The organism is Xanthomonas sp. Leaf148, from assembly GCF_001423585.1.
Taxonomy (GTDB): Bacteria; Pseudomonadota; Gammaproteobacteria; order Xanthomonadales; family Xanthomonadaceae; genus Xanthomonas.
Genome location: NZ_LMOP01000008.1, coordinates 1678352 through 1702041, shown reverse-complemented (window position 1 = coordinate 1702041; position 23690 = coordinate 1678352). Strand labels below are relative to the sequence as shown.

The window sequence follows — 23690 nt, the reverse complement described above, 5'->3', positions numbered from 1 at the left end:
CAGTGCAGCAGGTGCTCCAAACCGCTCGCTCAGATCGCAGGCTTTGCCGGCCAGATCCAGGCCGCCACAGCCAGCCAGCCGACCCAGGCCAGAAACGCCAGGCGTTGTGCGATGGCCTGCCGCAGCAGGCCGGGCGGGCCAAATGCCAGCACCGCCACCAGCAGCCCGGCCGCCAGGCTGAGCCAGGCCAGCGCGCGGGTCTCGGGAGTATTGAGCAGCGCTGCGGCAATCAACAACATGCCCGGCACAAACGCCACCGCCCACAGCAACCAGGCCGTGGCATGCGCCTGACTGGCGCGGCCGTCCAGATCGGTGGGATCCAGCGGCAGCATGCCCATGCCGACAAAAGCCAGCCCGGCCAGCACGATGAGCTGCCCGCCCACGCGCAGGCTCCAGCCGGCCTTGGGGGGCATGCGCGCCAGCAAGCTGACGCCGGTGATCATGCCCAGCGCACCGACCAGCACGAACGCCAGCAAATTGAAGCCCAGCGCATGCGGCACACCCTGCGCGCCCAGCAACGCGACCGGGTGGCTGGCCTGCAGATAGCCCGGCAGCGTGGCCCCGAACCCGGCCAGCGCCAGCACGAACACGGTTGCCGCGATCAGGCCCAGGTAGCGCTGCGCGCTGTCGGTACTTCCCATTGTGGTGCTCCGCTGCGGGGCGCGTTGGCGCCACCAGGACGCGGCATTGTCGTGCCGGGCGCACACGGCGTGAACCCCCTTCGGCGTCCCGGACTGGCCTTGTGTCGGCCGGGTTTGCCACCATTACCACCCATTGTTGCCGTCACCTCATACAGGAAGCCCATGTCCGACAAGCCGCATGTATTCGATGCCACCACCGACACCTTCGAGACCGAGGTCCTGCAGAAATCGTTGACGACACCGGTACTGGTGGATTTCTGGGCCACCTGGTGCGGGCCGTGCAAGTCGCTGACGCCGATCCTGGAAAAGCTGGCAGGCGAGTACAACGGCGCATTCGAGCTGGGCAAAGTCGATGTGGACAAAGAACAACAGATCGCCGCGGCGTTCCAGATCCGCTCGGTGCCGACGGTGTTCCTGGTTAAAGGTGGCGAGATCGTCGACGGCTTCCCCGGCGCGATGCCCGAAGGCCAGGTGCGCGAATTCCTGACCCAGCACGGCGTGCTGCCGGCCGAGCCGCAGATCGCCGAAGAGCTGCTGCCCGAGGCGCCGCTGGACCCGCAGGCACAGGCCGCCGCGTTGCGCGAGGCGATCGCTGCCGAACCGGACAAGGACGAGCTCAAGCTGGATCTGGCGCTGGCGCTGCTCAAAACCGGCGACACCGCCGAGGCCGAGCAGTTGATCGACGCCCTGCCCGCCAACCTGGCCACCGACGACCGCGCGGTGCGTGCCAAGGCGCGCCTGAGTTTTGCCAATGTGCTCAAGGACGCCCCGGACGCCAGCGCGCTGCAGGCCACCGTGGATACCAATGGTGCCGACCTGCGCGCGCGTCACCTGCTCGGCGTGCGCCATCTGCTCGACGGCAACGACGAAGCGGCGCTGGAACAGTTCCTGGAAATGCTGCGGCAGGATCGCGCCTTCGACGAGAACCTGCCGCGCCGCAGCCTGATCGATGCGTTCCGCGTGATCGAAGACGAAGACCTGGTCGGCCGCTACCGCCGCAAGATGTCGGCGCTGGTGTTCTGATAGCGATGGGCACTGTGGCGCGAGCCGCGGCTTCGTACGCCTGAGAGCAGTTGCATGCGCTGAGATCGGTTGCATGCAGCGTGTCGATTGCACGCATTGCACGCAGCGTGTCGGTCACAGGGTCCGGCACGCCGCGGTGCGATGCGGTGCGAGGCCTGCATCCTGCCGCTACCAAGGCGCGCAGACCTGCCTATCCAAACAGGTCCCCGCCCCACAGTTCCGGCATCCTGAAGACCGACCCGACGAAGACGGCCGACCCCATGAACGCGTAGGAGCGGACCTGGCCGCGATGAGGCATTCCTCGTCGCGATGAAGTGTCATGCGATAACGGTAACGGTCACGCACCGTCGCGGCCAGGTCCGCTCCTACAAGCCCTGCCGCGCCGCCGCTTAACGCGCAAGGCAGCGTTGCAATAAAGCGTGAGAGCCGGTCCCCCGCCAGATTGCGCAGACGGCACCCGGCGCAGCGACGACGACTTCAAGCCACCCCGCATTCTCTCGTAGGAGCGGACCTGGCCGCGATGAGGCATTCCCGCGGTCGCGATGAAGCGTCATGCGATAACGGTAACGCACCGTCGCGGCCAGGTCCGCTCCTACAAGTCCTGGCGTCCTGCCGCTTCACGCATAAGGCAGCGCTGCACTAGAGCGTGAGAGCCAGTCCCGCCAGATCGCGCAGACGGCACCCGGCGCAGCGACGACGACTTCAAGCCACCCCGCCCCCTGACGCGTAGGAGCGGACCTGGCCGCGATGAGGCATTCCCGCGGTCGCGATAAATCGTCACGCGGTAACGGTGACGCAACGTCGCGGCCAGGTCCGCTCCTACGAGAGAATGCGGGTGGTCGAGCCTTCTGCGCGAGGCGGCGCGACTTGCGCGGCCGGAGATGACGCGACGCCTGGACAGACTCACATGACGGGCAAAGTCGCTTCCCCGGACGTTCATCGCCAACCATACGCATGCGAATGTTATGCTGCAGACCCGACCTGCCATGGAACCCGGCCCGCATGCGCGCTTCACTGTTCAAGCTCGGCATCAACCTGTGGCCGCCGTATCTGTTTTCAGGCATCCACGTCACCGTGTTGTCGGCCGACTATCGCTTCGCGCGTGTGGAACTGCGGCAGCGCCCATGGAATCGCAATTACGTCGGCACCCATTTCGGCGGCAGCCTGTTCGCGATGACCGATCCGTTCTGGATGCTGCTGGTGATGCAGAACCTGGGGCGCGACTACTACGTGTGGGACAAGGCCGGCAGCATCGACTTCGTCAAACCCGGGCGCGGCACGGTGAGCGCGGATTTTGTGATCGACAACGCCATGCTCGCCGAACTGCGCGACGCCACCGCCAGCGGAGAGAAGCATCTGCGCTGGTTCGAAAACGCGATACACAACCGCGATGGCGAGGTCGTTGCGCAAGTGCGCAAGCAACTCTACGTCAAGCGCAAACCGGCACAGTAACTGCAGCACTGTCGCTCTGCTGCAAAGCAGGAGAGCGATAAATCCATGCGCCAATCGGACATGACGCGCCCGCTCGATGCGGGCACGTCATGTCTGCGCAAGGTGCGCCGCAATGGCATGCAATCATCATTGCCACGACGCTGGCGTAGCGCATCGGCGTCGTGGCGTGCGCATCACCGCTTTGCGTCCTTGCGCGCATTGGTCAAGAATCAACCACCTTTCCTTCGCTGGTTGCCTTCATGCTGCTGCGCACTGTTGTTTCTGCCTGCCTGCTCGCGCTGGTAGTGCCCGCTGCCGCGCATGCGGCCTACCGCAGCCCGCAACAGATCCTGGACAGCTCGCCGGCCAACGCCTGGCGCGTGCTCGATCCCGATCGCACGCTCTACCTGGAACTGGATACCGGCCGGGTGATCATCGAGTTGGCGCCGCAATTTGCGCCCGAGCACGTGGGCAACATCCGCACGCTCGCCCACGAGCGCTTCTGGGATGGGCTCAGCATCTATCGGTCGCAGGATAATTTCGTGGTGCAGTTCGGCGACCCCGATGGCGAGACGCCGGACAAGGCCAAATCATTGGGCTCGGCCAAGACCCATCTGCCTGCCGAGTTCGAACGCGCCGCGCAAGGTCTGGATTTTCAGCGCCTGCCCGATAGCGATGGCTGGGCGCCACAGGTCGGCTTTGTCGAAGGCTTCCCGGCAGGCCGCGACAGCGCCACCGGCAAAGCCTGGCTGGCGCATTGCTACGGCACGCTGGGCGCGGGGCGCAACAATGACGAAGACAGCAGCATCGGCGCCGAATTGTATGTGGTCACCGGGCAGTCGCCACGGCAGTTAGACCGCAACATCACCGTGGTCGGCCGCGTGGTCAAGGGCATGGAGTTGCTAAGCGTGATCCCCCGTGGGCCGGACCCGATGGGCTTCTACGAAGACACCACGCAACGCTCTCCGATCCGCGCAATACGCCTGGCCAGCGAAGTGCCGGCCCCGGAGCGCACGCCGTTGCAACTGTTGCGCACCGACAGCCAGAGCTTCCGCGATGTGGCCGAAGCACGCCGCAATCGCAAGGACGACTTCTACAAGCGTCCGGCCGGACATATCGATCTGTGCAACGTGCCGCTGCCGGTGCGGACACCGCCCGCGGGCTGAGTCGGGAATCGGGAATCGGGAATCGCAAAAGCGGGGCGCGCGTGCTTAGCGGGCGCGCTGGCTGAAAGCGACGCTGCCCAGAATCAGCACCGCGGCCAGCAACATGGTCCAGGTCAGCGGTTCGCCCAGCAGCGACCACGCCAGCAGCGCACCGAACACCGGCACCAGGTAGGTCACGGTGGATGCACGCGCCGGACCGATGCGCTGGATCAACCGGTAATACATCAAGAATGCCAAGCCGGTGCAGACCACGCCCAATGCGGTCGCACACGCCCAGGCCACTGCCGGCACCGGCGTGGTCGGCCACTGCAGCCAGGCCAACGGTGCCAGCAGCAATGCACTGCACCCCAGCGTGGACGCCGCCGATGCAGCCGGTGGCAGGTCGCCCATGTGGCGCTTCACCAGGTTGTAGCCGATGCCGTACAGCAGCGAAGCGGTTGCGCCGGCCAATGCCGCCGGGCCCACGCTCAACCCGGCTGACTTGCCGGTCGCCAGCACCAGCACGCCGATGAATCCCACCAACAAGGCCAGCGCGCGCCGCGTACCTATGCGTTCGCCAAAGAACAAGAACGCGATCAACGCAGTGAACAACACCGTCATCGCATTGCAGATCGCACCGACGGCGGCCGGCGCATGTTGCGCGCCCCAGGCAAACAGCAGAAACGGCAGCGCGGAGTTCAACACGCCGATCGCCGCCAGCATCGGCCAGCGGTGCAAGGGGAACCGATCGCGCGCCAACCACAGAAACGGCAGCAGGACCGCCGCGCCCAGCGCCAGGCGAATTTCCACCAACGCCACCGTGCCGAACTTGGGCGCCGCCACACGCATGAACAGGAACGAGCACCCCCACACGATGCCGAGAAAACCCAGCTCGAGCGGGGTCCGCCATTCGCGTGTTGCAACGACCGGCTGCGTCGACGAGTGCGCGCTCATGGCTGTGCTCCCGCGGCATGCCGTGCGGCGCTGAAACGGCAGAAGACAAGCTCGGGCGGACAGCTGGACATGGCACGATCATCGCGACGGGATGACGCAGCATCGGCTGCCGCCGCAGGCCCGACAAGCGCGTAGTATCGCGGTCAGCCACAAATCTGACTCATGTCTCGATGAATCTGCGCCCGACCCTGCTGCCCGCATTGGGCGTGTTCGCCGCCGCCGCGCGCCATCAAAATTTCGCGCATGCGGCCGAAGAACTGCATCTCACCGCCAGCGCGGTCAGCCACCATGTGCGCAAGCTCGAAGCGCTGCTCGGTGTCACTCTGTTCCAGCGGCTGCCGCGCGGGGTCAAGCTCACCGCCGAAGGCCGTCAGCTGGCCGATGCCGCCACCGCCGCACTGGCCGAGATCGCCGCGGTAGCCGGCAACCTGCATCCGCGCGAAGACGCCATCCCGCTGCGGGTGACCACGCTGCGCTCGCTGTCGTACTGCTGGCTATTACCGCGCCTGCCGCGCTTTTGCCACGCCCATCCGCATGTCCGCCTGGACCTGCAATCGGACCCGGCGTTCTCGCGTTTCGAAGAAGGCGGCCCGGAACTGGGCATCCGTTATGGGCAAGGCGCATGGCCGGGGCTGACCTCGCACCATTTGATGGACGATGAGCTGTTCCCGGTGGCCTCGCCCTCGTTGCCGGAAGTGGCGGCACTGCGCACGCCGGCGCAGATTGCCCAGTTGCCGCTGCTGAGCGACATGTCGCCGCAAGGCTGGCGCGACTGGTTTCGCGCCGCCCAGGTGCGCGGCACCACGCTGCCGCCGATGCATACCTTCAACGACAGCACCGATGCGATGCGCGCAGCGGTGTACGGTCTGGGCGCGGTGCTGGCACGCAAACACATCGCCCAGCCCTATCTGCAACGCTACGAACTGGTGCGGCTGCCAGGCCCCACGCTCAAGGCTCGGTACGCGTATTACATCGTGCACCCCAGCCACCGCGAGCCAAGCCCGGCGGCGGCGTTGTTCATCGACTGGCTCAAACGCGAAGCGCTGGACGAACGCACCCCGATGCCCGCGTTGCCGGCAGAACTGGTGGCACTGCCGGCCGCGTGAGAGTGGCCGCTTGAACCGCTGCAGTCTCGCCGGCCAGACGTCGCATCATTGGATCACCTGAGCGTGACGTTCTCGAAGCGCGCGCTATTGTTCCTGGATTGAGGTGGCCTGCCAGTCGTGCAGGCCACTGGCGACAAAGGCGCTCATCGCCAATCGGCCGCACCCTGCGCCACAGCGTCGGTAGATCCCGTGCGCTCCCGGCGTGAGCCGCCGCGGCATCGTCCATCGCAGCAATGCTTGCGGCATTCGCCAGATGCACCCGGCCGTAGCCCGGGAGCGCCCCCCAAAAAAAACGCTTGACATCGGCCGCCATAAAGTCAATTAATTAGCTAATTCGTTAATTACTTAAACCCTTATGTCCATCGACCGCGTCTTCGAAGCCCTCGCCTCCCAACCCCGCCGCAAGATGCTGGCGTGCCTGGCAGACCAGGAACTCACCGCCGGGCAGATCGGGCAGTTGTTCGAAATGAGCGCGCCGGCGATCTCGCGGCATCTGTCGGTGCTGGAAACCGCCGGGCTGGTGTCCAGCGAGCGTCGCGGCCAGTTCGTGATCTACCGGCTCACCCCGGACAACCTGGTCAACACCCTCAGCAGCTTTGCCTTCGAGGTCTGCCCGGCCTCGGCACCGATCAAACGCAAGGCGCGTGCCTTGACCAAGAAGACCTCCTGACTCACCTCCGGCCGCAAAGGACTCATGCCGATGTTCAGCACACCCCAGCACCGCCCTGCCGACGCACACGCAGGTTTTCCGTCCGTCCGTCTGGAGTCCTACAGCGGCGGCCTGCCGGTGGAGGTCACGCTGATCGCACAGCTGGGAGTGGGCGCCGGCAACCCGTTGATCGACCAGGCCTGCCGCCGCCAGCGCGCGCATCCCAGCTTTCACGATGCGCTGGACGAGCCATCGGCACGCCTGGCCGGCACCGATTTTGCGCACGGCGAATCGACCGCGCTGTTCTCGTTTGCGGTGGGCGCCAATGGCCACCCGTTCCATCGCCATGCCGGGCATCGCATGTTCACCGCCATCACCGGCAGCAGTGGCGCGCAACTGCGCTTTTGCACTGCCTCGATGGAGCAGATTGAACAGGACCCGCAGCACTTTTTGGCGGCGTTGCGGCATATCGATCTGCCGGCCGATTGCCTGTTTACCGTGCGCTTTGGCGGCGGCACCTGGCACCAGTTCGCACCGCTGAAAGCGCAGGCCGCACACCCGGCGTTTTTTGCACTGTCCTGCCACAGCGATGAGGCCGGCGGTGAGTTGAGCGATGCGGTGCGCGCACGCGTGCTGGCCGGTACCGCCGATATCGCAACGCTCACCGAAACGCTGCCCGAGTCAGTGATTGCGCTGCTGGCCTCGGCGCAGGCGCGTGCGCTGCAGATTCCCACCGTGGGTCTGTCGCTGGCCGCATCGCCGGGCAGCAGCCGGTTTGCCTGGTGCGGCCGGCTGCGCTCCTTCAGCGGCAGGCTGCGCCAGGCAGTGAGCCGGCTGCGGCGGCCGGTGGGGTTCGTTGCGCTTGCACCGCAGCGGGCGCAGGTCAGCGTGCATGCCGAGCCCAAGCCCGGCTCGCTGCTGACCCGGCATCTGCAACGCTTCGACCATCAGGACAGCGTGCGTCTGCGCCTGCAGCCGCATCAGTTACGTCAGCACGGTGCGCACACCTTGATGGCGTTGCTGCTGGAAGGATTCACCGAGCGCGCCCCGCCGGGCGTGACCTGGTTGATGCGGCTGCGCAATGCGCTGGTGGCGCCATTGCAATTGCGGACCTCGCCGCTGGGCTGCCCGGTGTCGTCGTTGCTGTCGGCGCAGCGCGACTGTCTGTTCGCGGGCCGGTTCCCGGTGCTTGCGCAAGACACCGCGCCACTGGACCGACGCGTGCAGGTACTGCTGGGCGCCGACGACCGCCACCTGGTCTTCCGTAGCAGCGTGGGCGTGGAGGTACTGGAGGATGGCAGCGTGGAGCTGAGCCTGGAGACGCGGGTGGCCTGCCGTAATACGTTTGGCCGCGTCTACATGGCCTTGGTGGACGGCGTGCACCATCGCTACATCGCGCCGGCACTGCTGCGCACTGCCGCGCAGGCGCTGCTGGTGCCGGTGCTGGATACCGCCCCGGTACAGGCGACAGCCAAGCGCGCGTGAGCAGCCGGCGCACGCAGCCATCACCCGATCTTGCCTGACCGCTGCCTAGGCTTTGGGTCCCCAATCCAAGGAAGCTTTCCCATGCCGACTCTTCGCATGCGTATCACCGGCACCGACGACGACGCACGTGCCATCGCCAACCTGCTGCAGAGCATCGAAGGTATCGAGCACGTCGAAGAAGTGGACGACCTGATGCCGCATCTGGACGACGACGATTCCAGCTCGGCCGGCCTGTCCGACGACGAAGGTCCGGGCAGCCACGAATTCGAAGTAGAAGCCGGCAACGAAGCCACCGCGCAGAAGGTGCGCGACGCGGTGCAGGAACTGGCCTTGCAGCTGGACGTGTTTGTCGAATACGAAGTCGACGAAGGCTGAGCCTGCGCTGGGCAAGACTGCAGCATCGCTCGATGCCTGCAGTCGGCCTGCCTTTTTCCCGACGAAGCCTACGGCCCGCTGGCGCCTTGGTTTCAGCGAGCGGTGCTCGCACCGGAGGCTTACAGCACGCTGGAAGCGACCTGGTCGAACAGCGCTGTTAACACGCGGCCATGTCGATGCACATACCAGATTGCATGCGCTTTGCAATTGCATGCGCTTTGCACATGCGTCCTGCACTACTTTACCCAGCGCGGCTTCAAAAGACATACGCCGGCGCCAGTCACGCGCGGCTGGTGCGGCAGTGCCGCCCAGCCGCGCGCAGGTCAGGACATCCGGCGACGCCGCGCGCGCCAGCGCCACGCCTGCAACAGCAGCCAGCCGACGATCGCCGCCACCAGTGCCACTGGCAGCAATGCCGCAACCGCACGGATCACGAACGCCACGCTGGACGAAAACACCTGACCGAACTCGGCAGCTGCCTGCGCAATCTCGCTTCTGCCCTGCTCCCCGCCGGTACTGCGGAAGTTGAGCGTCAGTAACTGGGTGCGGATACGGCGTTGCTGCTGCGCCGCTTCTTGCTGGGTTTGCTGCGCTTCGGCCTCGATCTCGGCCAGGCGCTTGGACAATGCAAGCAGATCGCTCACCGCCAGATCGCGACGTTGCTGCAATTCCAGCAGACGCGCGTGTTCTTTCTGCAGCCGCGCCTGTGCCAGACCGGTATCGGCAATCTGCTGGGCCAGATCCTCGGCGTGCGTGCTGCGTGCCGCCACATCGCCATGCTGGCCGGCCAGTTGCACCAGTGGCTCGATGCCCTCGGGCACCATGCGCATGCGAACGCTGCCGCTGGGCTCGCGCCCACCATCCTGTTCCACCGCCAACAGCGCGCAGGTGCCGAACTGTGCGCTCTGACAGGCTGCACGGACCGCCGCGATGCGCTCGCCGATCTGATCGGCTGGCAACTCGATCCGCACATCGTGTTCGTAAGCCAGTGCATTGCCCTGCGCAGCTGGCGGCGCCGGCGCTGGCGCACCGCCGTCTGCGGCCATCTCTCCCTGAGGCCGCGCACATCCGCACAGGGCCCAGCCGACCAGCAGCGCGATGCCGGGCCAGCGCACGCCGCGCCTCATCGGCTGGCTCCATCGACCTGTTGCACGCGCAAGGTGGTCAGATCCAGCGCGGGCAGGCAGCGCACGTTGACCGCAACGCTGGCTTCGCCGGTCTTGGGGTTGGCCCCCTCGCTGAAGGGCGCAATGCCGCAGTGCGGGCAATGATGATGCTCGATATGGTGATGATTGAAGCGGTAGGTGCCAACCGCCTCCGCGGCCGCCTGCAGGCGCAGTTGGGTGCGTGTGCCGAACCAGAGCAGACCACCGCGGCGACGGCAAAGCGAGCAATTGCAGTCGTAGACCTCGGTGATCGGCGCATCGGTCTCCAGTTCGAACGCGATACTTCCGCAATGACAACTACCGGCATACAGCATGGGTCTTCCTCCTTGGAAAGCGCCACCTGACTGTGGCGTACAACGGGCAAACGGTAGGTCGCGACAGCGGGCATGGCAGCGGCGAGGATTCGCCCGCTACCGGCCGATGCCGGACAACGGCTGCGGCCGCCTTGGTGGGCGGCGCACCGATTCGATCGCCACTCTAAACCAATGGTGGATGCGGACAACCGCACAGTTGCCTATGCTGGCGGATTGATTCCATCAGGACCCACCATGCGTCAACGCCTGCTTGTCCTCGCCCTGATCGCCGGCCTGAGTGCCTGCCAACAGCAGCCCGCATCGCCGAGCGCCGGCACCACGCCGCCCGCCGGCGCGCACGACGCGCAGACCGCGGATGCGCGCTTTGCCGCGCTCTCCAAGCAGGCCCTGGACACCTGGATGCAGCTGTCGCCGGTCACCGCCACCCAGACCGGCGATCACCGCTTCGATACGCAGATCGACGATCTCAGCACCGCCGGGCGCCAGCGCAGCCTGGATGCCGGCAAGAAGCTGCTGACCGAGCTGGAGGCGATCGACATCGCCAAGCTGTCGCGCGAGAACCAGGTCGATGCAGCGATCTTGCGTAACCAGTTGCAATCGGAAATCTGGAATACCGAGGTCCTGCAGAGCTGGGCCTGGGACCCGCAGGTCTACAACGGCCTGGCCGGTAGCGCGTTGTACGGCCTGATGGCGCGCGAGTTCGCACCGCTGCCCGAGCGCCTGGCGTCGGCCACCCAGCGCATGGAAAAAATCCCGAGCATCTTTGCGCAGGCGCGCGAGAACCTGGACCCGGCGCGCGTGCCCAAGATCCACGCCGAGACGGTGGCCAAGCAGAACAAGGGCATCCTGAGCATTGTCGATACCTTCATCGCGCCCAACATCGGCCAGCTTGGCCCGATCGAAGCGGCGCGCGCGCAGGCCGCCATCGACAACCTGCGCAAGGCCGTGACCGAGCAGCAGACCTGGCTGGACACCGTGCTGGTGCCCAATGCCAAGGGGGACTTCCGTGTCGGTGCAGAAAAGTACGATCAAAAGCTGAAATTCGCGCTGCTGTCGTCGCTGTCGCGCGCCGACATCAAACAGCGTGCGGAGTCCGAGCTCAAACGCGTGCGCAGCGAGATGTACGGCATTGCGCGCACCTTGCTCAAGGACAAACCGGGCGCACCGAAGCTGCCCGCCTCGCCGACCGACGATCAGCAACAGGCTGCAATAGAAGCCGCGCTGGAACTGGCGTATGCCGACAAGCCCGCGCGCGACAAGGTGGTGGACGAAGCCAAGGCAGCGCTGACGCAGTCCACCAACTTCGTGCGTCAGAAAGATTTGATGACGCTGCCGGATTCGCCGGTGGACATCATCCTGATGCCGGAATTCCAGCGTGGCGTGGCGGTGGCGTATTGCGATTCGCCCGGCCCGCTCGACAAGAATCTCAAGACCTTCTATGCGGTATCGCCGATTCCCGACGACTGGAACGATAAGCAGGTCGATTCGTTCCTGCGCGAATACAACACCCGCATGATCCATCTGCTCAGCATCCACGAGGGCACGCCGGGCCATTACCTGGAAGGCTGGCACTCGGCCAAGTTCCCCTCCACGCTGCGCGCGGTGCTGCGCTCGGGCATGTTCGCCGAAGGCTGGGCGGTGTACACCGAGCGCATGATGCAGGAACAGGGCTACCTGGATAACGACCCACTGTTCCACCTGGTGCAGCTCAAGTTCTACCTGCGCACCATTGCCAACGCCATTCTCGACCAGGGCGTGCATGTGGACGGCTGGGACCGCGACAAGGCGATGCACCTGATGACGCACGACACCTTCCAGCAGGAAAGCGAAGCCTCGGGCAAATGGGTGCGTGCGCAGCTGTCGTCGGCGCAACTGCCAACCTACTTCGTCGGCTTGCAGGAACATCTGGACACGCGCAAGGCGGTGCAGGACAAGCTGGGCAAGGACTTCAACCTAAAGGCCTACCACGACAAGATGCTGTCCTACGGCGCCCCGCCGGTGCGCTTTGCACGCGAGCTGATGCTGGATCAGCCGATTAAGTAAGCACTCCCTTCTCCTCGCGGGAGAGGGGCTTGGTCCAACAGACGGATGAAGTGCTGACTCTCTTCCTTCCTTTCTCCCGCACGCGGGAGAAGGTGCCCCGCAGGGGCGGATGAGGGCGCGAGCGAAGCCTGGTGTGGCCGAACTAGCGAGCGGCTCCGCCCCGTACCCTCACCCCAACCCCTCTCCCGCTAGGAGAGGGGCTTGCTCCAACAGACGGATGAAGCGCTGACTCTCTCCCTTCTCTCGCATGCGGGAGAAGGTGCCCCGCAGGGGAGGATGAGGGCGCGAGCGAAGCCTGATGTCGCCGAACTAGCGAGTGGCTCCGCCCTATACCCTCACCCCAACCTCTCTCCCGCTGGGAAAGGGGCTTGCTCCAACAGACGGATGAATCGCTGACTATTTCCCTTCTCCCGCACGCGGGAGAAGGTGCCCCGCAGGGGCGGATGAGGGCGCGAGCGAAGCCTGGTGTCGCCAAACTAGCGAGTGGCTACGACCCGCACCCTCACCCCAACCCCTCTCCCGCTGGGAGAGGGGCTTGCTCCAACAGACGGATGAAGCGCTGACTATCTCCCTTCTCCCGCATGCGGGAGAAGGTGCCCCGCAGGGGCGGATGAGGGCGCGAGCGAAGCCTGGTGTCGCCAAACTAGCGAGTGGCTCCGCCCCATACCCTCACCCTCTCCCGCTGGGAGAGGGGCTAGATCTCGACGTTACGACTCCCGCGTGCGACCTCACTTCTCTCGCATCGAGCACTCAAGCACTCAAGCACTCAAGCACTCAAGCACTCAAGCACTCAAGCACTCAAGCATCGTTCCCCTCACCCATCCGCCGCAACAAATCCACCGGTCTGCCGCGCCCACAGGCGTGCATACAGCCCGCCCTGCGCGATCAGCTCCGCATGCGTACCGGTTTCGACGATGCGGCCGGCGTCCATCACCACCAGTCGGTCCATGCGCGCAATGGTGGACAGCCGGTGCGCGATCGCGATGACGGTCTTGTTGCCCATCAATGCGTCGAGGCTGTCCTGGATCGCCGCTTCCACTTCCGAATCCAGCGCCGAGGTGGCTTCATCCAGAATCAGGATCGGCGCATCTTTCAACAGCACGCGCGCAATGGCGATGCGCTGGCGCTGACCGCCGGAGAGTTTGACGCCGCGCTCGCCCACATGCGCATCGAAGCCGTGGCGTCCTTCGCCATCGACCAAGGCCTCGATAAAGCTCTCCGCGCGCGCCTTGCGCACGGCTTCGAGAATCTGCGCGTCGCTGGCCTGCGGCCGGCCATACAGCAGGTTGTCGCGGATCGAACGATGCAGCAGCGAGGTGTCCTGCGTCACCAGACCGATCTGCCCGCGCAGGCTTTCCTGTGTGACCTGCGCGATGTCCTGCCCGTCGATCAAAATACGCCCCTGCTCCAGGTCGTACAGCCGCAGCAGCACGTTGACCAACGTCGATTTACCCGCACCGGAAGGGCCCACCAGGCCGATCTTTTCGCCCGCGCGCACCTGCAGATCCAGCCCGGCGATCACCCCGCCGCGCTTGCCGTAGTGGAAATGGACCTGGTCGAAGTGCACCTGACCCTGGGTGACCCGCAGCGGTACCGCATCCGGCACATCCTGCACGGTCAGCGGCTGCGCGATGGTTTGCATGCCGTCCTGCACGCTACCGATGTCTTCGAAGATGCCGTTGACCGTCCACATGATCCAACCGGACATGTTGTGGATGCGAATCACCAGTCCAGTCGCCAGCGTGATCGCACCGACGCTGATCTGCCCGCGGTTCCACAGCCACAGCGACAATGCGCAGGTACCTACGATCAGGAACCCGTTGGCCACCGCGATGGCCGTATCCATGGCGGTGGTCACCCGTGTCTGCCGGCGATGCTTGACCGCCAGCTCATCGAGCGCGTCGTGCACATACGCTTCTTCGCGGCCTGCATGGGCGAATAACTTGAGCGTGGAAATATTGGTATAGCCATCGACGATGCGCCCGGTGGCCTTGGAACGCGCGTCAGATGCGACCCAGGCACGCGCCTTCATGCGCGGCACAAAGAACGCCATCAACGCGACATACACCACCAGCCAGATCAGCAGCGGCGCCATCAACCACGGGTCGGCCTGCGCAAATAACCACAAGGCACTGCCGGTATAGACCACGATGTACCAGAGCGCATCGACCATCTGCACCGCCGATTCGCGCAACGAGGTGCCCGTCTGCATCACCCGGTTGGCGATGCGGCCGGCAAAATCGTTGTTGAAAAAGCCCAGGCTCTGGCGCACCACGTAGTTGTGCATCAACCAGCGCGAGCGGTTGCTCAGGCCCGGGACAATGGCCTGATTGACCAGCAGATTGTGCAGCCCGGTGAACAGCGGCCGCGCCACCAGCGTGATCGCTGCCATCCATAGCAACTCGCCCGCATGACGACGGAAGAAGTCCGGTCCCGGTCGCTCGGCCAGCATATCCACGATGCGAGCGAGGAAGTCGAACATCGCCACTTCCACCAGCGCCAGCAGCAGCCCTGCGACCAGCGTGGCCAACAGAATCGGCCATAACGGACGCAAATAATGCAGATAAAACCGCCACACACTGCGGGGCGGCATCTCGCGCTCGATGGGCGGAAAGATATCGATCAGGGACTCGAACCAGCGGAACATTGCACGCACTTCGCTAACACCGGGCGGTCAGGCTAGCCGATTGGGCGTCAAACCGCAGTGCGTTGATGCGGCGAGTTCCGCGTGGGAGGTCGCGCTGCGGGTGCCCAGTGCTGCTGTGGATGCCGCGGCGCCGGCACTGCATGGCGCAGCCGTGTAAGCATCCGCCTTTAGAGCGGCTAACAAATCTAGCTAGCAATCGTCAGGTGGGTGCGGGCAGCGCGCTCAGAATCGGAGTGGACGCGTGGTCCATGCCGCACCGAGCGCCGAGCGCCGAGCACCAGCCGCGCCCGCCTGACAGCGAGCTCAGTCGGTTTGTTCGCTGCTCTTAGTCGCGAACACGCGCAAGCAGCCGGTTGATCTCGACCAGATCGAAGTGACCCGGATCGAAACGCCCACCGAGCGTGGCCAGTTCCTGCACATGCTGCGGGTGATCCGGGTTGGCGATGATCTGCAGAAATTCCTGATAGTCATCGATCCCGCCGCGGCTTTCCGGCGGGCAGGCATTAGCACCATCGATGCAGCGTGCCACGCGCAGCCCGGCATCCGGCGGCAAGACGGCCTGCACCTGCACGGTGTGCTGCCAGCCGGCGCCGGCCCCATAGAAATAGCCAAATGCATCGAGCTCGCCCAGCGCGCTTTCCAGCGTGACCCGCGCGGCATGCTTGAGTCGCGCGCGATCCGGCACATCCAGGCCGGACTCGCCATAGCGCCCGCCACCAACGTCGAATTCGTACGGATGCACACCGCTCCAGCCCATTACCGGCTGCAGCACGCGATGCAAGGTCGCCAGCCGCACTGCACCGGACACCAGCACGCTGCGCCACACCAGCGGTGCACTGCCCGCCAATGCGATCTGCAACTGATAGATCGGCACAGGAACCTGCACCGCCTGCTGGGCGGCCTTCTTTTTTGCCTTGGTCATGACGACTCGATGACTGATATCTGACGCCAGTATGGCGGCGGTGGCATGCTCGCCTCAATGCGCCTGCACTGCGGCTGCGCCAGCAACCAAGCCGACATCGCTCCATCCTGGTCAAGCAGGTGCGTTCATTCGGAGCACGCAGCGCACGGCGCGGTGCGCTCGCGCGCACTGTGCAGCAGCCAATGCGCAGCCTTCAAACGTCAGGATTGCCCGCACGGCCAAGCAACCGACAAGCGCTACATCTCACCAGCAGCGCAGCTGCCTCGCCAGCGCAGCAGCTGCCGGCGCTCAGCGCTGTTGCAGGCTCGGCACCGCGTCGGTCACGCTGGCGTGGCGACGCATGATCCAGTTGAACAGCGGCGTGGCCATCAGCGTGGACAGGATCGCCATCAGCACCAGCACCGAGAACAGGCCCTGCTCGATCACCCCGGCCTGTAAACCGATATTGATGATGATCAGCTCCATCAGGCCGCGTGCATTCATCAGCGAGCCGATCGCCATCGCGTCGCGGTTATTTTCGCCGGTGGCGCGCGCCGCAGCCCAGCAGGCCACGCCCTTGCCGATGAACGATGCCGCCAGGATGGCGACGCCGGCCAGCATGATCTGCGGCTGCAGCAACACGCTGAGCTGGGTTTTCAGGCCCGAATAGGTGAAGAACAACGGCAGCAGCAACACCACCACAAACGGCTGCATCATCTCGCGCAGCTTCTCGGTCAATGCGCCCTTGGGCAGACAGACGCCCAGCAGGAAGCCACCGAACACGGCATGGATACCGATCGCATCCATCGCCCAGGCGCTGAGGCAGAACAGCATCAGCACGATCGCCAGCATACTGTTGCTGAGCGGCTGATCCGGCACGACATGATCGGCCAGGCGACGCAGCAGATGCCGGCCGACAAACAGCATGAACAGCGCATAGGCGACGCCGCCGCCGATGGCCAGGTACGCACTGCCCCAGCTGCCGCCGAAGCTGGCCAGCACCACCGCCAGAATGCACCACGCCGCCGCATCGTCGAACGCACCGGCGGTCAGCGCCAGCGTGCCCAACGGGCTATTGGTCAGGCCGCGCTCGTGGATGATGCGCGCCAGCATCGGGAATGCGGTGATCGCAATGGCCGCGCCCAGGAACAGCGAGGCTTCCATGAGCTTGGCCTTTTCCGAGAACAGGCCTTCCACATTGAGCAACCACGGGCACATCGCAAATGCCAGCGCAAACGGCACCGCGATACCGGCCAGCGACACGCTCATCGCGCTGCGATAGCGCGCACGGAAGTGATCGCCGCGGAAGTCGGTACCGACCAGAAACATGTACAGGCCCACGCCGAACTGCGCGAACACGTACAGCACATCCATGGTCTGCTTGGGGAACAACGCTGCCTGCGCACCCGGTGCCAGCAGGCCGAACAACGACGGCCCCAGCATCACGCCGGCGATCATCTCGCCCACCACCTGCGGCTGCCCGAGGCGCTTGGCCAGCATGCCGACCAACCGGCATACCAGCAGGATCGCTGCAGCCTGCAGAAAAAAATACACCGACATCTGCGGAGTGGTCATGCGTATGGGGACATCCCTGAGAAGTGCGCGGATCATAGCGAGCCGCGCCGGTGGACGGTAGCCGTATGGCCACCGAGCGCGGCGATTGCCTCGCCAGCAGGCCAATTCAGCTGTTCTGGATGGACACGGCACCCCTCCGCTTGGCGTTGAGCGCACCGCATGGCAGATGCGCTGGCGCCGCACTCAGACGCGTGTCACTGCGATGCGGGCGATGCCGCCTGCACCGGGGTCAGCACCAGATCCTGAAAATCGAAACTGAAATCGGTCAACGGCGAGATCGCCTCCATGCGCATCTCGCGCACCGCGCCGTCCGAAGTGAGTGCGAAGTTGACGAAAGCATCGGCGTTCAAGGAACGGTCGTCCCAGCGCACGATAAAGCTGTCGTGCTGCCAGTGCTCCAGCGTGCCGATCAGCTGCGCCGTCTTGGCAAACTGCAGCCGCAACCGCTTGCCATCCTGGCGGATCACCACATCGCCATACCACGGGTCGCGATAGGTGGCCGCATAACCGCGCAGCGGCAACGACGGCGTCGAGCGTGCGGTGCGTGCATCCTGATGCTTCTTCCAGCTGGTGTCGGCATCGCTGTCGGCCTTGGCCACGGCCTTGGCGTACGCGTCGGTCCAGTCGGTGGGCGGCACTTGCAAGAACGCATCCAGCACCTGCAGCGTCACCGCGTTGAACGCCGCACCCACTTCCTGATTGGTCAGCACCACCACGCCCAGTTTCTGGTCGGGTACCAGGGTCAGGCGCGACACCATGCCGGGCCAGCCGCCGGTGTGCCACACCAGCCGATGGCCACGATAGTCGCTCAGGCTCCAGCCTTCGCCGTAACCGGCAAAGTTGGGGCGTGCCGCCGCCAGCTCCGGCACGGCCGGGTCGGCGATCGCGATCGGAGTGATCATCGACCACATCTCCTGCTGCCGTTTGGCGCTGAACAACGCTTTCCCATCGGGCAATACCCCACCGGCCAATTGCACGTTCATCCACAACGCCATGTCGTGCGCACTGGAATAGATGCCGCCGGCACCGGAATTGTTCGACCAGGTCAGCGGTGCGGCCGTGCGCAGCTCGGTGAAGTCGTACTTGGCATGGCCCACCGCCGCGGTGTCGCCGGGCTGCAACTGGTCGGCATTGAAGCGCGTCCCACGCATGCCCACCGGAGCGAAGATCCGCTGCTGCAAAAACGCGGCATAGGACTGCCCGGAGACCTGCTCGATCACCTTCTGCGCGACGGCGTACAAAATATTGTCGTACGCGTAGCGGTCACGAAACCCGCCTTTCAACGGCACCTTGGCCAAGCGCTGCACGACCTCTTCGGTGCTGTAGCTGGTGGTTGGCCAGAACAACAGATCGCCGGCACCCAGGCTCAGCCCGCTGCGGTGCGCAAGCAGGTCGCGCACGCGCATTTCACCGCTGACATAAGGGTCGGACATCCGAAACCACGGCAGGTGGTCGATGACCTTGTCGTCGAGCGACAGCTTGCCCTCGTCGGCCAGAATCGACAGCGACGCGGCAGTAAATGCCTTGGTATTGGACGCGATCGCAAACAATGTGTCTGCCTGCACCGGCTCGGGTTTGCCGATCTCGCGCACGCCGTAGCCGCGCTCCAGCACTACCTGACCATCCTTGACGATGGCCACCGCAATGCCGGGCACATCGAACTGCTTGCGCACCCGTTCCATCTGCGCATCGAACTGCTGCATGCCGGCCGGTAGCTCGGCCGCGTGCGTTGTTGTCACCAGGGTTGCCAGCATCAGCACGCCTCCCGTCAGCCATCCGTTCAAGGTCATTCTCACGCTCTCTTAGTGTCGATCAGATTGCGACGCTGGCACTGTCCAACAACAGCGGCAGCGGCGTTACCAGCACGCCGTTGGCATCGGCGTACAACCAATGACCGGGCACGAACGGGACACCGGCAAAGTTCACCGGCACATCCACATCGCCCAGATCGCGTCGCTCGGTGCGCCGTGGGCAGGCGGCCAGTGCCAGCACGCCCAGCGGCAACGTGGCCAGGATCTCGACATCGCGCACGCAGCCGTGGATCAACACGCCGGCCCAGCCATTGGCCACCGCCTGCGCCGCGATCTGGTCGCCCAGCAGCGCGTGCTTCAACGAGCCCTGGCCGTCCACCACCAGTACCCGCCCATCGCCCGGCGTAGAGGCCAGCTCGCGCACGCGCGAGTTGTCTTCGAAACAGCGCACCGTCGCGATCGGCCCGGAGAACACGCTGCGCCCGCCAAAGTGGCGGAACAACGGCTCGGCAACGGTCACCTCGGGAAAGCGGTCACACAGATCGGGCGTGGTCCAGGTCATCGGCGCGGTCTCAAGCGGCTGAGCAGGCATGGTAGCCGGCTGCGATGGGGTCCGGGTGTCGGTTGATGTCGTCTCGGCGCTGACTGCTCGGCAGCCTCTTGCTGCGCTGGCATCGCGCAGAACGACCGACAGACGACTGCGGCCACCGATAGGCGCGCGTGGACCGGGCTTGATCGGGATATCGGGCTTTGCGGTAAAGATTCGCTGGCGCTGCCGTCCTCGCTTGGTGCCGCGCCAACGGTGCAATGCCGGTCGCACGTCATCGCGACCTGCGTCAGGGGGAACGCTAGCGAAGATGCCGCCTGGCTGTGCGTCGTCGCGCAGACTGGCACGGCGAGCGCTGCCGTTGGCCGCATTGCCAGCCGGCGGCTTCGCTGTCACACCGCATCCAATCCCGCTACGCCACGCGATAGGCTGTGACTGCCACTCCGCGCCGCACCAATGCGGCACCTCATCGTGCACACCTTTGCCAGCGAGTCTCCCTGCGATGTCTGATCTGTTCGCTTCCGCACCGCCCGTCCTGGACGGCATCCATGTCGGTATCGGCGGCTGGGTGTATGCGCCATGGCGCGCAGGCATGTTCTATCCCGACGGCCTGGTGCAGCGGCGCGAGCTGGAATACGCCAGCCGCCAGGTCACTGCCATCGAAATCAACGGCACCTACTACGGCGCGCAGAAACCGGCGACCTATGCGAAATGGCGCGATGACGTGCCGCCCGGCTTCGTGTTTTCTGCCAAGGCGCCGCGGCGCATTACCCAGTCACGCACACTGGCGGGAACCAAGGCGCAGGTGGACGACTTCGTCGGCGGCATTGTCGAGCTCGGCGATACCCTGGGGCCGCTGGTGTGGCAATTCGAGCAAGGGCATCGGCTGCAGGCCGACGACCTGGAAGCCTTTTTAGCATTGCTGCCTCAACGCGCAGGCGGTCGCACGCTGCGGCATGTGCTCGAAATTCGCGACCCTGCGGCGGTGGATGCGTCGCTGCTCGCGCTGGTGCGCCGCCACGGCGTGGCCACGGTGTTCACCGATTCGGACGAACATCCCTCCTTCGCCGATCTCTCCACCGATTTCGTCTACGCGCGTCTGATGCGTAGCCAGGCACGTCTGCATGCCGGTTATCCGGCGCCGGCATTGGAGCGTTGGGCCGAGCGGATCCAGGCCTGGCGACGCGGCGACGACCCGGCCGACCTGCCGCATGTCGACTCCACGCCACAGGCCACAAATACGCCGCGCGAGGTGTTCGTGTTCTTCATCAGTGCGGCGAAGGAGCGCAATCCGGCTGCGGCGATGGTGCTATTGAAAGAACTGTCTGCCAGATGACGTGTTGCTGGCAGCGATATCTCCCTGGCCGGCTGGCGTGTGTGGCGAACACGTTTTAGAGCAGCCAACAAAACGACTGCGCTCACCACCAGGCGGGCGCGGCCGATGTGGCATGGACCAGGCGTACACGCGGTTCTGAGAACGCCGTTCGCACCCACCTGACGACTGCTCGCTAGGTTTTGTGAGCCGCTCTTGGTGAAGCCACGAGTGATTGCGCGTATGCGTGGTCGACTGATGTTCGACAGCGCATGATCCAGCGGCTATCTGCATGGTCTTGAGCAATGTGGTCGTTGGGCGCCAACGTCTTGAAAACATTACAACGTGCGTGCTGTGGGACGCGGCCTTCTTTGAGTTGCCAAGCGGCCTGCGCACGATTGAGTCAATCGCTGGAGTAGACCGTACCCTCACCCCAACCCCTCTCCCGCAGGAGAGGGGCTTAGAGCAGCTGACAAGATGACTTTGCAGCCGCCAGACGAGCGCGGTTGATGCTTGGTGCGGCATGTACCACGCATACACTCCGGGTCTGACCGCGCCGCCCCTACCCACCTGACGACTGCTCGCCAGGTGTTGTCAGCCGCTCCAACAAGGCTCATTGCACAGCGCCGATCTACGGCTTTTCGGCGACAATGGCGCATGCCCACGACCGACCTGCGCAAGGCGCAACTGCAAATTCATTTCTGCGTGCTGCTTTGGGGCATCACCGCGATCCTGGGCAAGTTGATCACGCTGCAGGCATTGCCGCTGGTGTGGTGGCGCATGTTGATCGTGGTGGTGGCCTTGGCCTTGTGGCCGCGGGTGTGGCGCGGCTTGCGCGGCTTGTCTGGCCGTGTGGTGCTGGGCTATTGCGGCATCGGCGCGTTGGTGGCGCTGCACTGGCTGACCTTCTATGGCGCGATCAAACTGGCCAACGCTTCAGTGGCGGCCACCTGCATCGCCTTGGCGCCGGTGTTCACTGCCGTGATCGAGCCATGGGTGACGCAGCGGCCGTTCCGCCCGCGCGAGTTGCTGTTCGGCCTTGCCGTGTTGCCGGGAGTGGCGCTGGTGGTCGGCGGCGTGCCCGATGGTATGCGTGCAGGGGTGGTGGTCGGCGCGATTTCGGCCGTGTTCGTCGGGCTGTTCGGCTCGCTCAACAAGCGCATGGTGGCGCATGCAGACCCGCTTACCGTCACTGCATTGGAGCTGGGCGCCGGCACGCTGACCCTGACCGTGCTGGCACCGGCCATGCCGCTGCTGCTGCCATCGCTGCATGGCGATCTGTTGATGCTTCCCAGCCTGCACGATGGCGTGTTGCTGCTCGTCCTGTCGCTGGCCTGCACCCTGCTGCCGTTTGCGCTGGCGCTGGTCGCGCTGCGTCATCTCAGCGCGTATTCGGTGCAGCTGGTGACCAATCTGGAACCGGTCTACGCCATCGTGCTGGCCATCGCCCTGCTGGGCGAACAGCGCGAGCTCACCCTGCAGTTCTATCTTGGCGTGGCGATCATTCTGGGCGCGGTGTTTCTGCATCCGGTGCTGGAACGCAGGCGCAAGGTGGTGCACCCGGAGTTACTGGGCACTGCAGAAGCCAAGAACATCGTCGACTGAGCGAATGACACCACATCCCGCGACACGGCGTTGGCCGACAGCGACCGCAGTGTCGCGTAACACCCGAGACCGACGCGTCGCAGCGAACGCGTGAGCGCTTCAGCGGCCGGCGCTTACCGACGATGACCAAGCCCGCGCCCACAAGGCGCCAAGCGCAGCGTTTCGTCAGCTATTCGCACCCGGCGGGCCGCACGCGAACGCCCATAACGACTGCAGCGGAAGCACCCGATGGCGACCACTGCGCCTGGCGTCCGGCAGCGTATCCAGCCGGCCGGCCGGTTTACCAGTCGGTACGCTGCGGCAGCAGGCCGCGTAGTTCCGCATCGCTCAGGTTGCGCCATTGCCCAGGCTTGAGCGCGGCAAGCTTGATGTTGTCGATGCGCACCCGCCGCAGTTGGGTGACCCGGTAGCCGAACTCGGACGCCATCAGGCGGATCTGCCGGTTCAACCCCTGCTCCAGCACGATGCGGAAGCCGAACTTGGCGATACGCGCGGTGCGGCACGGCAACGTGGTTTCGTTATGGATGCGCACACCGCGTGCCATGCCACGCAAGAATTCGTCGGTGACCGCCTTGTTGACCGCCACCAGATACTCTTTTTGATGGCGGTTTTCCGCGCGCAGGATCTCGTTGACGATGTTGCCGTTGCTGGTCATCAAAATCAGCCCTTCGGACTCCTTGTCCAGGCGGCCGATCGGGAAGATGCGCTGCTCGTGGCCGACGAATTCGACGATATTGCCCTTGACCGAACTCTCGGTGGTGCAGGTGATGCCCACCGGCTTGTTGAGCGCGATATAGACGTGCTTGCGGCCGCCGGGCTTTTTGGCCTCGCGTGCGCGCAGCGGTTGGCCATCCACCAGCACGGTGTCTTCGTCGCCCACCACCGCGCCGGTGCCGGCCACCACACCGTTGACGGTGACGCGGCGTTCGCCAATCAGGCGGTCGGCCTCGCGGCGCGAGCAGAAGCCGGTGTCGGCGATATGTTTGTTGAGTCGGATTGTCATCGTTCGATTATCGGCGA

20 protein-coding genes and 3 other RNA genes are annotated in these 23690 nt (G+C 65.1%); 12 read left to right on the top strand and 11 right to left on the bottom strand.

The window, feature by feature from the left end; genetic code table 11:
- Positions 1–29: 29 nt before the first annotated feature.
- On the bottom strand, positions 30–641 hold the full coding sequence (locus ASF90_RS11710) for a DUF998 domain-containing protein (RefSeq protein WP_055849924.1): 612 nt from the start codon (positions 639–641) through the stop codon (positions 30–32).
- Between the two features lie 162 nt (positions 642–803).
- Here ASF90_RS11710 and trxA point away from each other — a divergent pair, with 162 nt between their 5' ends.
- From trxA to ASF90_RS11695, 3 genes are all read left to right on the top strand, one after another.
- Complete coding sequence (trxA, locus tag ASF90_RS11705; RefSeq protein WP_055849921.1) at positions 804–1664, top strand: thioredoxin; 861 nt, start codon at positions 804–806, stop codon at positions 1662–1664.
- Positions 1665–2666: 1002 nt separating this feature from the next.
- On the top strand, positions 2667–3116 hold the full coding sequence (locus ASF90_RS11700; protein WP_055849919.1) for a DUF4442 domain-containing protein: 450 nt from the start codon (positions 2667–2669) through the stop codon (positions 3114–3116).
- Between the two features lie 197 nt (positions 3117–3313).
- A complete protein-coding gene (locus ASF90_RS11695; RefSeq protein ID WP_193552623.1) occupies positions 3314–4261 on the top strand; it encodes a peptidylprolyl isomerase in 948 nt (315 codons plus the stop codon).
- A gap of 45 nt (positions 4262–4306) precedes the next feature.
- On the opposite strand, the gene ASF90_RS11690 is transcribed toward ASF90_RS11695, so the two are convergent.
- The gene (locus ASF90_RS11690; protein WP_055849914.1) at positions 4307–5194 is read right to left on the bottom strand and encodes a DMT family transporter; all 888 of its coding nucleotides are present in this window, start codon (positions 5192–5194) and stop codon (positions 4307–4309) included.
- Positions 5195–5364: 170 nt separating this feature from the next.
- Between ASF90_RS11690 and ASF90_RS11685 the strand changes: the two genes are divergently transcribed.
- The 4 genes from ASF90_RS11685 (at position 5365) to ASF90_RS11670 (ending at position 8809) form a co-directional block, all read left to right on the top strand.
- Positions 5365–6300 carry a LysR substrate-binding domain-containing protein gene (locus tag ASF90_RS11685; protein WP_055849912.1) on the top strand — a complete coding sequence of 312 codons (936 nt, stop codon included), beginning with the start codon at positions 5365–5367 and terminating at the stop codon, positions 6298–6300.
- Between the two features lie 355 nt (positions 6301–6655).
- Positions 6656–6970 carry a metalloregulator ArsR/SmtB family transcription factor gene (locus ASF90_RS11680; protein WP_055849910.1) on the top strand — a complete coding sequence of 105 codons (315 nt, stop codon included), beginning with the start codon at positions 6656–6658 and terminating at the stop codon, positions 6968–6970.
- A 30-nt stretch (positions 6971–7000) separates the two neighbouring features.
- A complete protein-coding gene (locus ASF90_RS11675; protein ID WP_055849908.1) occupies positions 7001–8434 on the top strand; it encodes a DUF2867 domain-containing protein in 1434 nt (477 codons plus the stop codon).
- An 81-nt stretch (positions 8435–8515) separates the two neighbouring features.
- On the top strand, positions 8516–8809 hold the full coding sequence (locus tag ASF90_RS11670; RefSeq protein WP_023903350.1) for a hypothetical protein: 294 nt from the start codon (positions 8516–8518) through the stop codon (positions 8807–8809).
- A gap of 323 nt (positions 8810–9132) precedes the next feature.
- On the opposite strand, the gene ASF90_RS11665 is transcribed toward ASF90_RS11670, so the two are convergent.
- Together ASF90_RS11665 and ASF90_RS11660 are read right to left on the bottom strand one after the other, a co-directional pair.
- Positions 9133–9936, bottom strand: coding sequence for a DUF4349 domain-containing protein (locus ASF90_RS11665; protein ID WP_055849906.1), 804 nt, complete (start codon positions 9934–9936; stop codon positions 9133–9135).
- Positions 9933–10289, bottom strand: a complete 357-nt coding sequence (locus ASF90_RS11660) for a GFA family protein (protein ID WP_055849904.1) — start codon at positions 10287–10289, stop codon at positions 9933–9935. Before ASF90_RS11660 ends, ASF90_RS11665 begins: the two co-directional genes overlap by 4 nt.
- Positions 10290–10523: 234 nt before the next feature.
- Between ASF90_RS11660 and ASF90_RS11655 the strand changes: the two genes are divergently transcribed.
- Positions 10524–12332: a DUF885 domain-containing protein gene (locus ASF90_RS11655; protein ID WP_055850411.1), complete on the top strand. Its 1809-nt coding sequence runs from the start codon at positions 10524–10526 to the stop codon at positions 12330–12332.
- 814 nt (positions 12333–13146) lie between these two features.
- On the opposite strand, the gene ASF90_RS11650 is transcribed toward ASF90_RS11655, so the two are convergent.
- From ASF90_RS11650 to rraA, 6 genes are all read right to left on the bottom strand, one after another.
- The gene (locus tag ASF90_RS11650) at positions 13147–14979 is read right to left on the bottom strand and encodes an ABC transporter ATP-binding protein (RefSeq protein WP_055849903.1); all 1833 of its coding nucleotides are present in this window, start codon (positions 14977–14979) and stop codon (positions 13147–13149) included.
- Between the two features lie 174 nt (positions 14980–15153).
- Positions 15154–15229, bottom strand: a non-coding RNA gene (locus tag ASF90_RS22170) — sX9 sRNA.
- 75 nt (positions 15230–15304) lie between these two features.
- Positions 15305–15901: a plasmid pRiA4b ORF-3 family protein gene (locus tag ASF90_RS11645; RefSeq protein ID WP_055849901.1), complete on the bottom strand. Its 597-nt coding sequence runs from the start codon at positions 15899–15901 to the stop codon at positions 15305–15307.
- A 288-nt stretch (positions 15902–16189) separates the two neighbouring features.
- Positions 16190–17455 carry a cation:proton antiporter gene (locus ASF90_RS11640; protein ID WP_055849898.1) on the bottom strand — a complete coding sequence of 422 codons (1266 nt, stop codon included), beginning with the start codon at positions 17453–17455 and terminating at the stop codon, positions 16190–16192.
- Positions 17456–17649: 194 nt separating this feature from the next.
- Positions 17650–19245: a serine hydrolase gene (locus ASF90_RS11635; RefSeq protein WP_055849897.1), complete on the bottom strand. Its 1596-nt coding sequence runs from the start codon at positions 19243–19245 to the stop codon at positions 17650–17652.
- 22 nt (positions 19246–19267) lie between these two features.
- Entirely contained in the window at positions 19268–19768 is a 501-nt protein-coding gene (rraA, locus tag ASF90_RS11630; RefSeq protein WP_055849895.1) for a ribonuclease E activity regulator RraA, read from the bottom strand.
- Between the two features lie 487 nt (positions 19769–20255).
- Here rraA and ASF90_RS11625 point away from each other — a divergent pair, with 487 nt between their 5' ends.
- The 4 genes from ASF90_RS11625 to ASF90_RS11620 all read left to right on the top strand — a co-directional run bounded on the left by ASF90_RS11625 (position 20256) and on the right by ASF90_RS11620 (position 22670).
- Positions 20256–21089 carry a DUF72 domain-containing protein gene (locus ASF90_RS11625; RefSeq protein WP_055849893.1) on the top strand — a complete coding sequence of 278 codons (834 nt, stop codon included), beginning with the start codon at positions 20256–20258 and terminating at the stop codon, positions 21087–21089.
- 112 nt (positions 21090–21201) lie between these two features.
- A non-coding RNA gene (locus ASF90_RS22165) (sX9 sRNA) lies at positions 21202–21277 on the top strand.
- Positions 21278–21588: 311 nt separating this feature from the next.
- Positions 21589–21665: non-coding RNA, sX9 sRNA (locus ASF90_RS22160), on the top strand.
- 57 nt (positions 21666–21722) lie between these two features.
- Complete coding sequence (locus ASF90_RS11620) at positions 21723–22670, top strand: DMT family transporter (RefSeq protein WP_055849891.1); 948 nt, start codon at positions 21723–21725, stop codon at positions 22668–22670.
- Between the two features lie 280 nt (positions 22671–22950).
- Here the strand turns inward: ASF90_RS11620 and ASF90_RS11615 are convergent, their stop codons facing one another.
- Positions 22951–23673: a pseudouridine synthase gene (locus ASF90_RS11615; RefSeq protein ID WP_055849889.1), complete on the bottom strand. Its 723-nt coding sequence runs from the start codon at positions 23671–23673 to the stop codon at positions 22951–22953.
- Positions 23674–23690 lie beyond the last annotated feature (17 nt).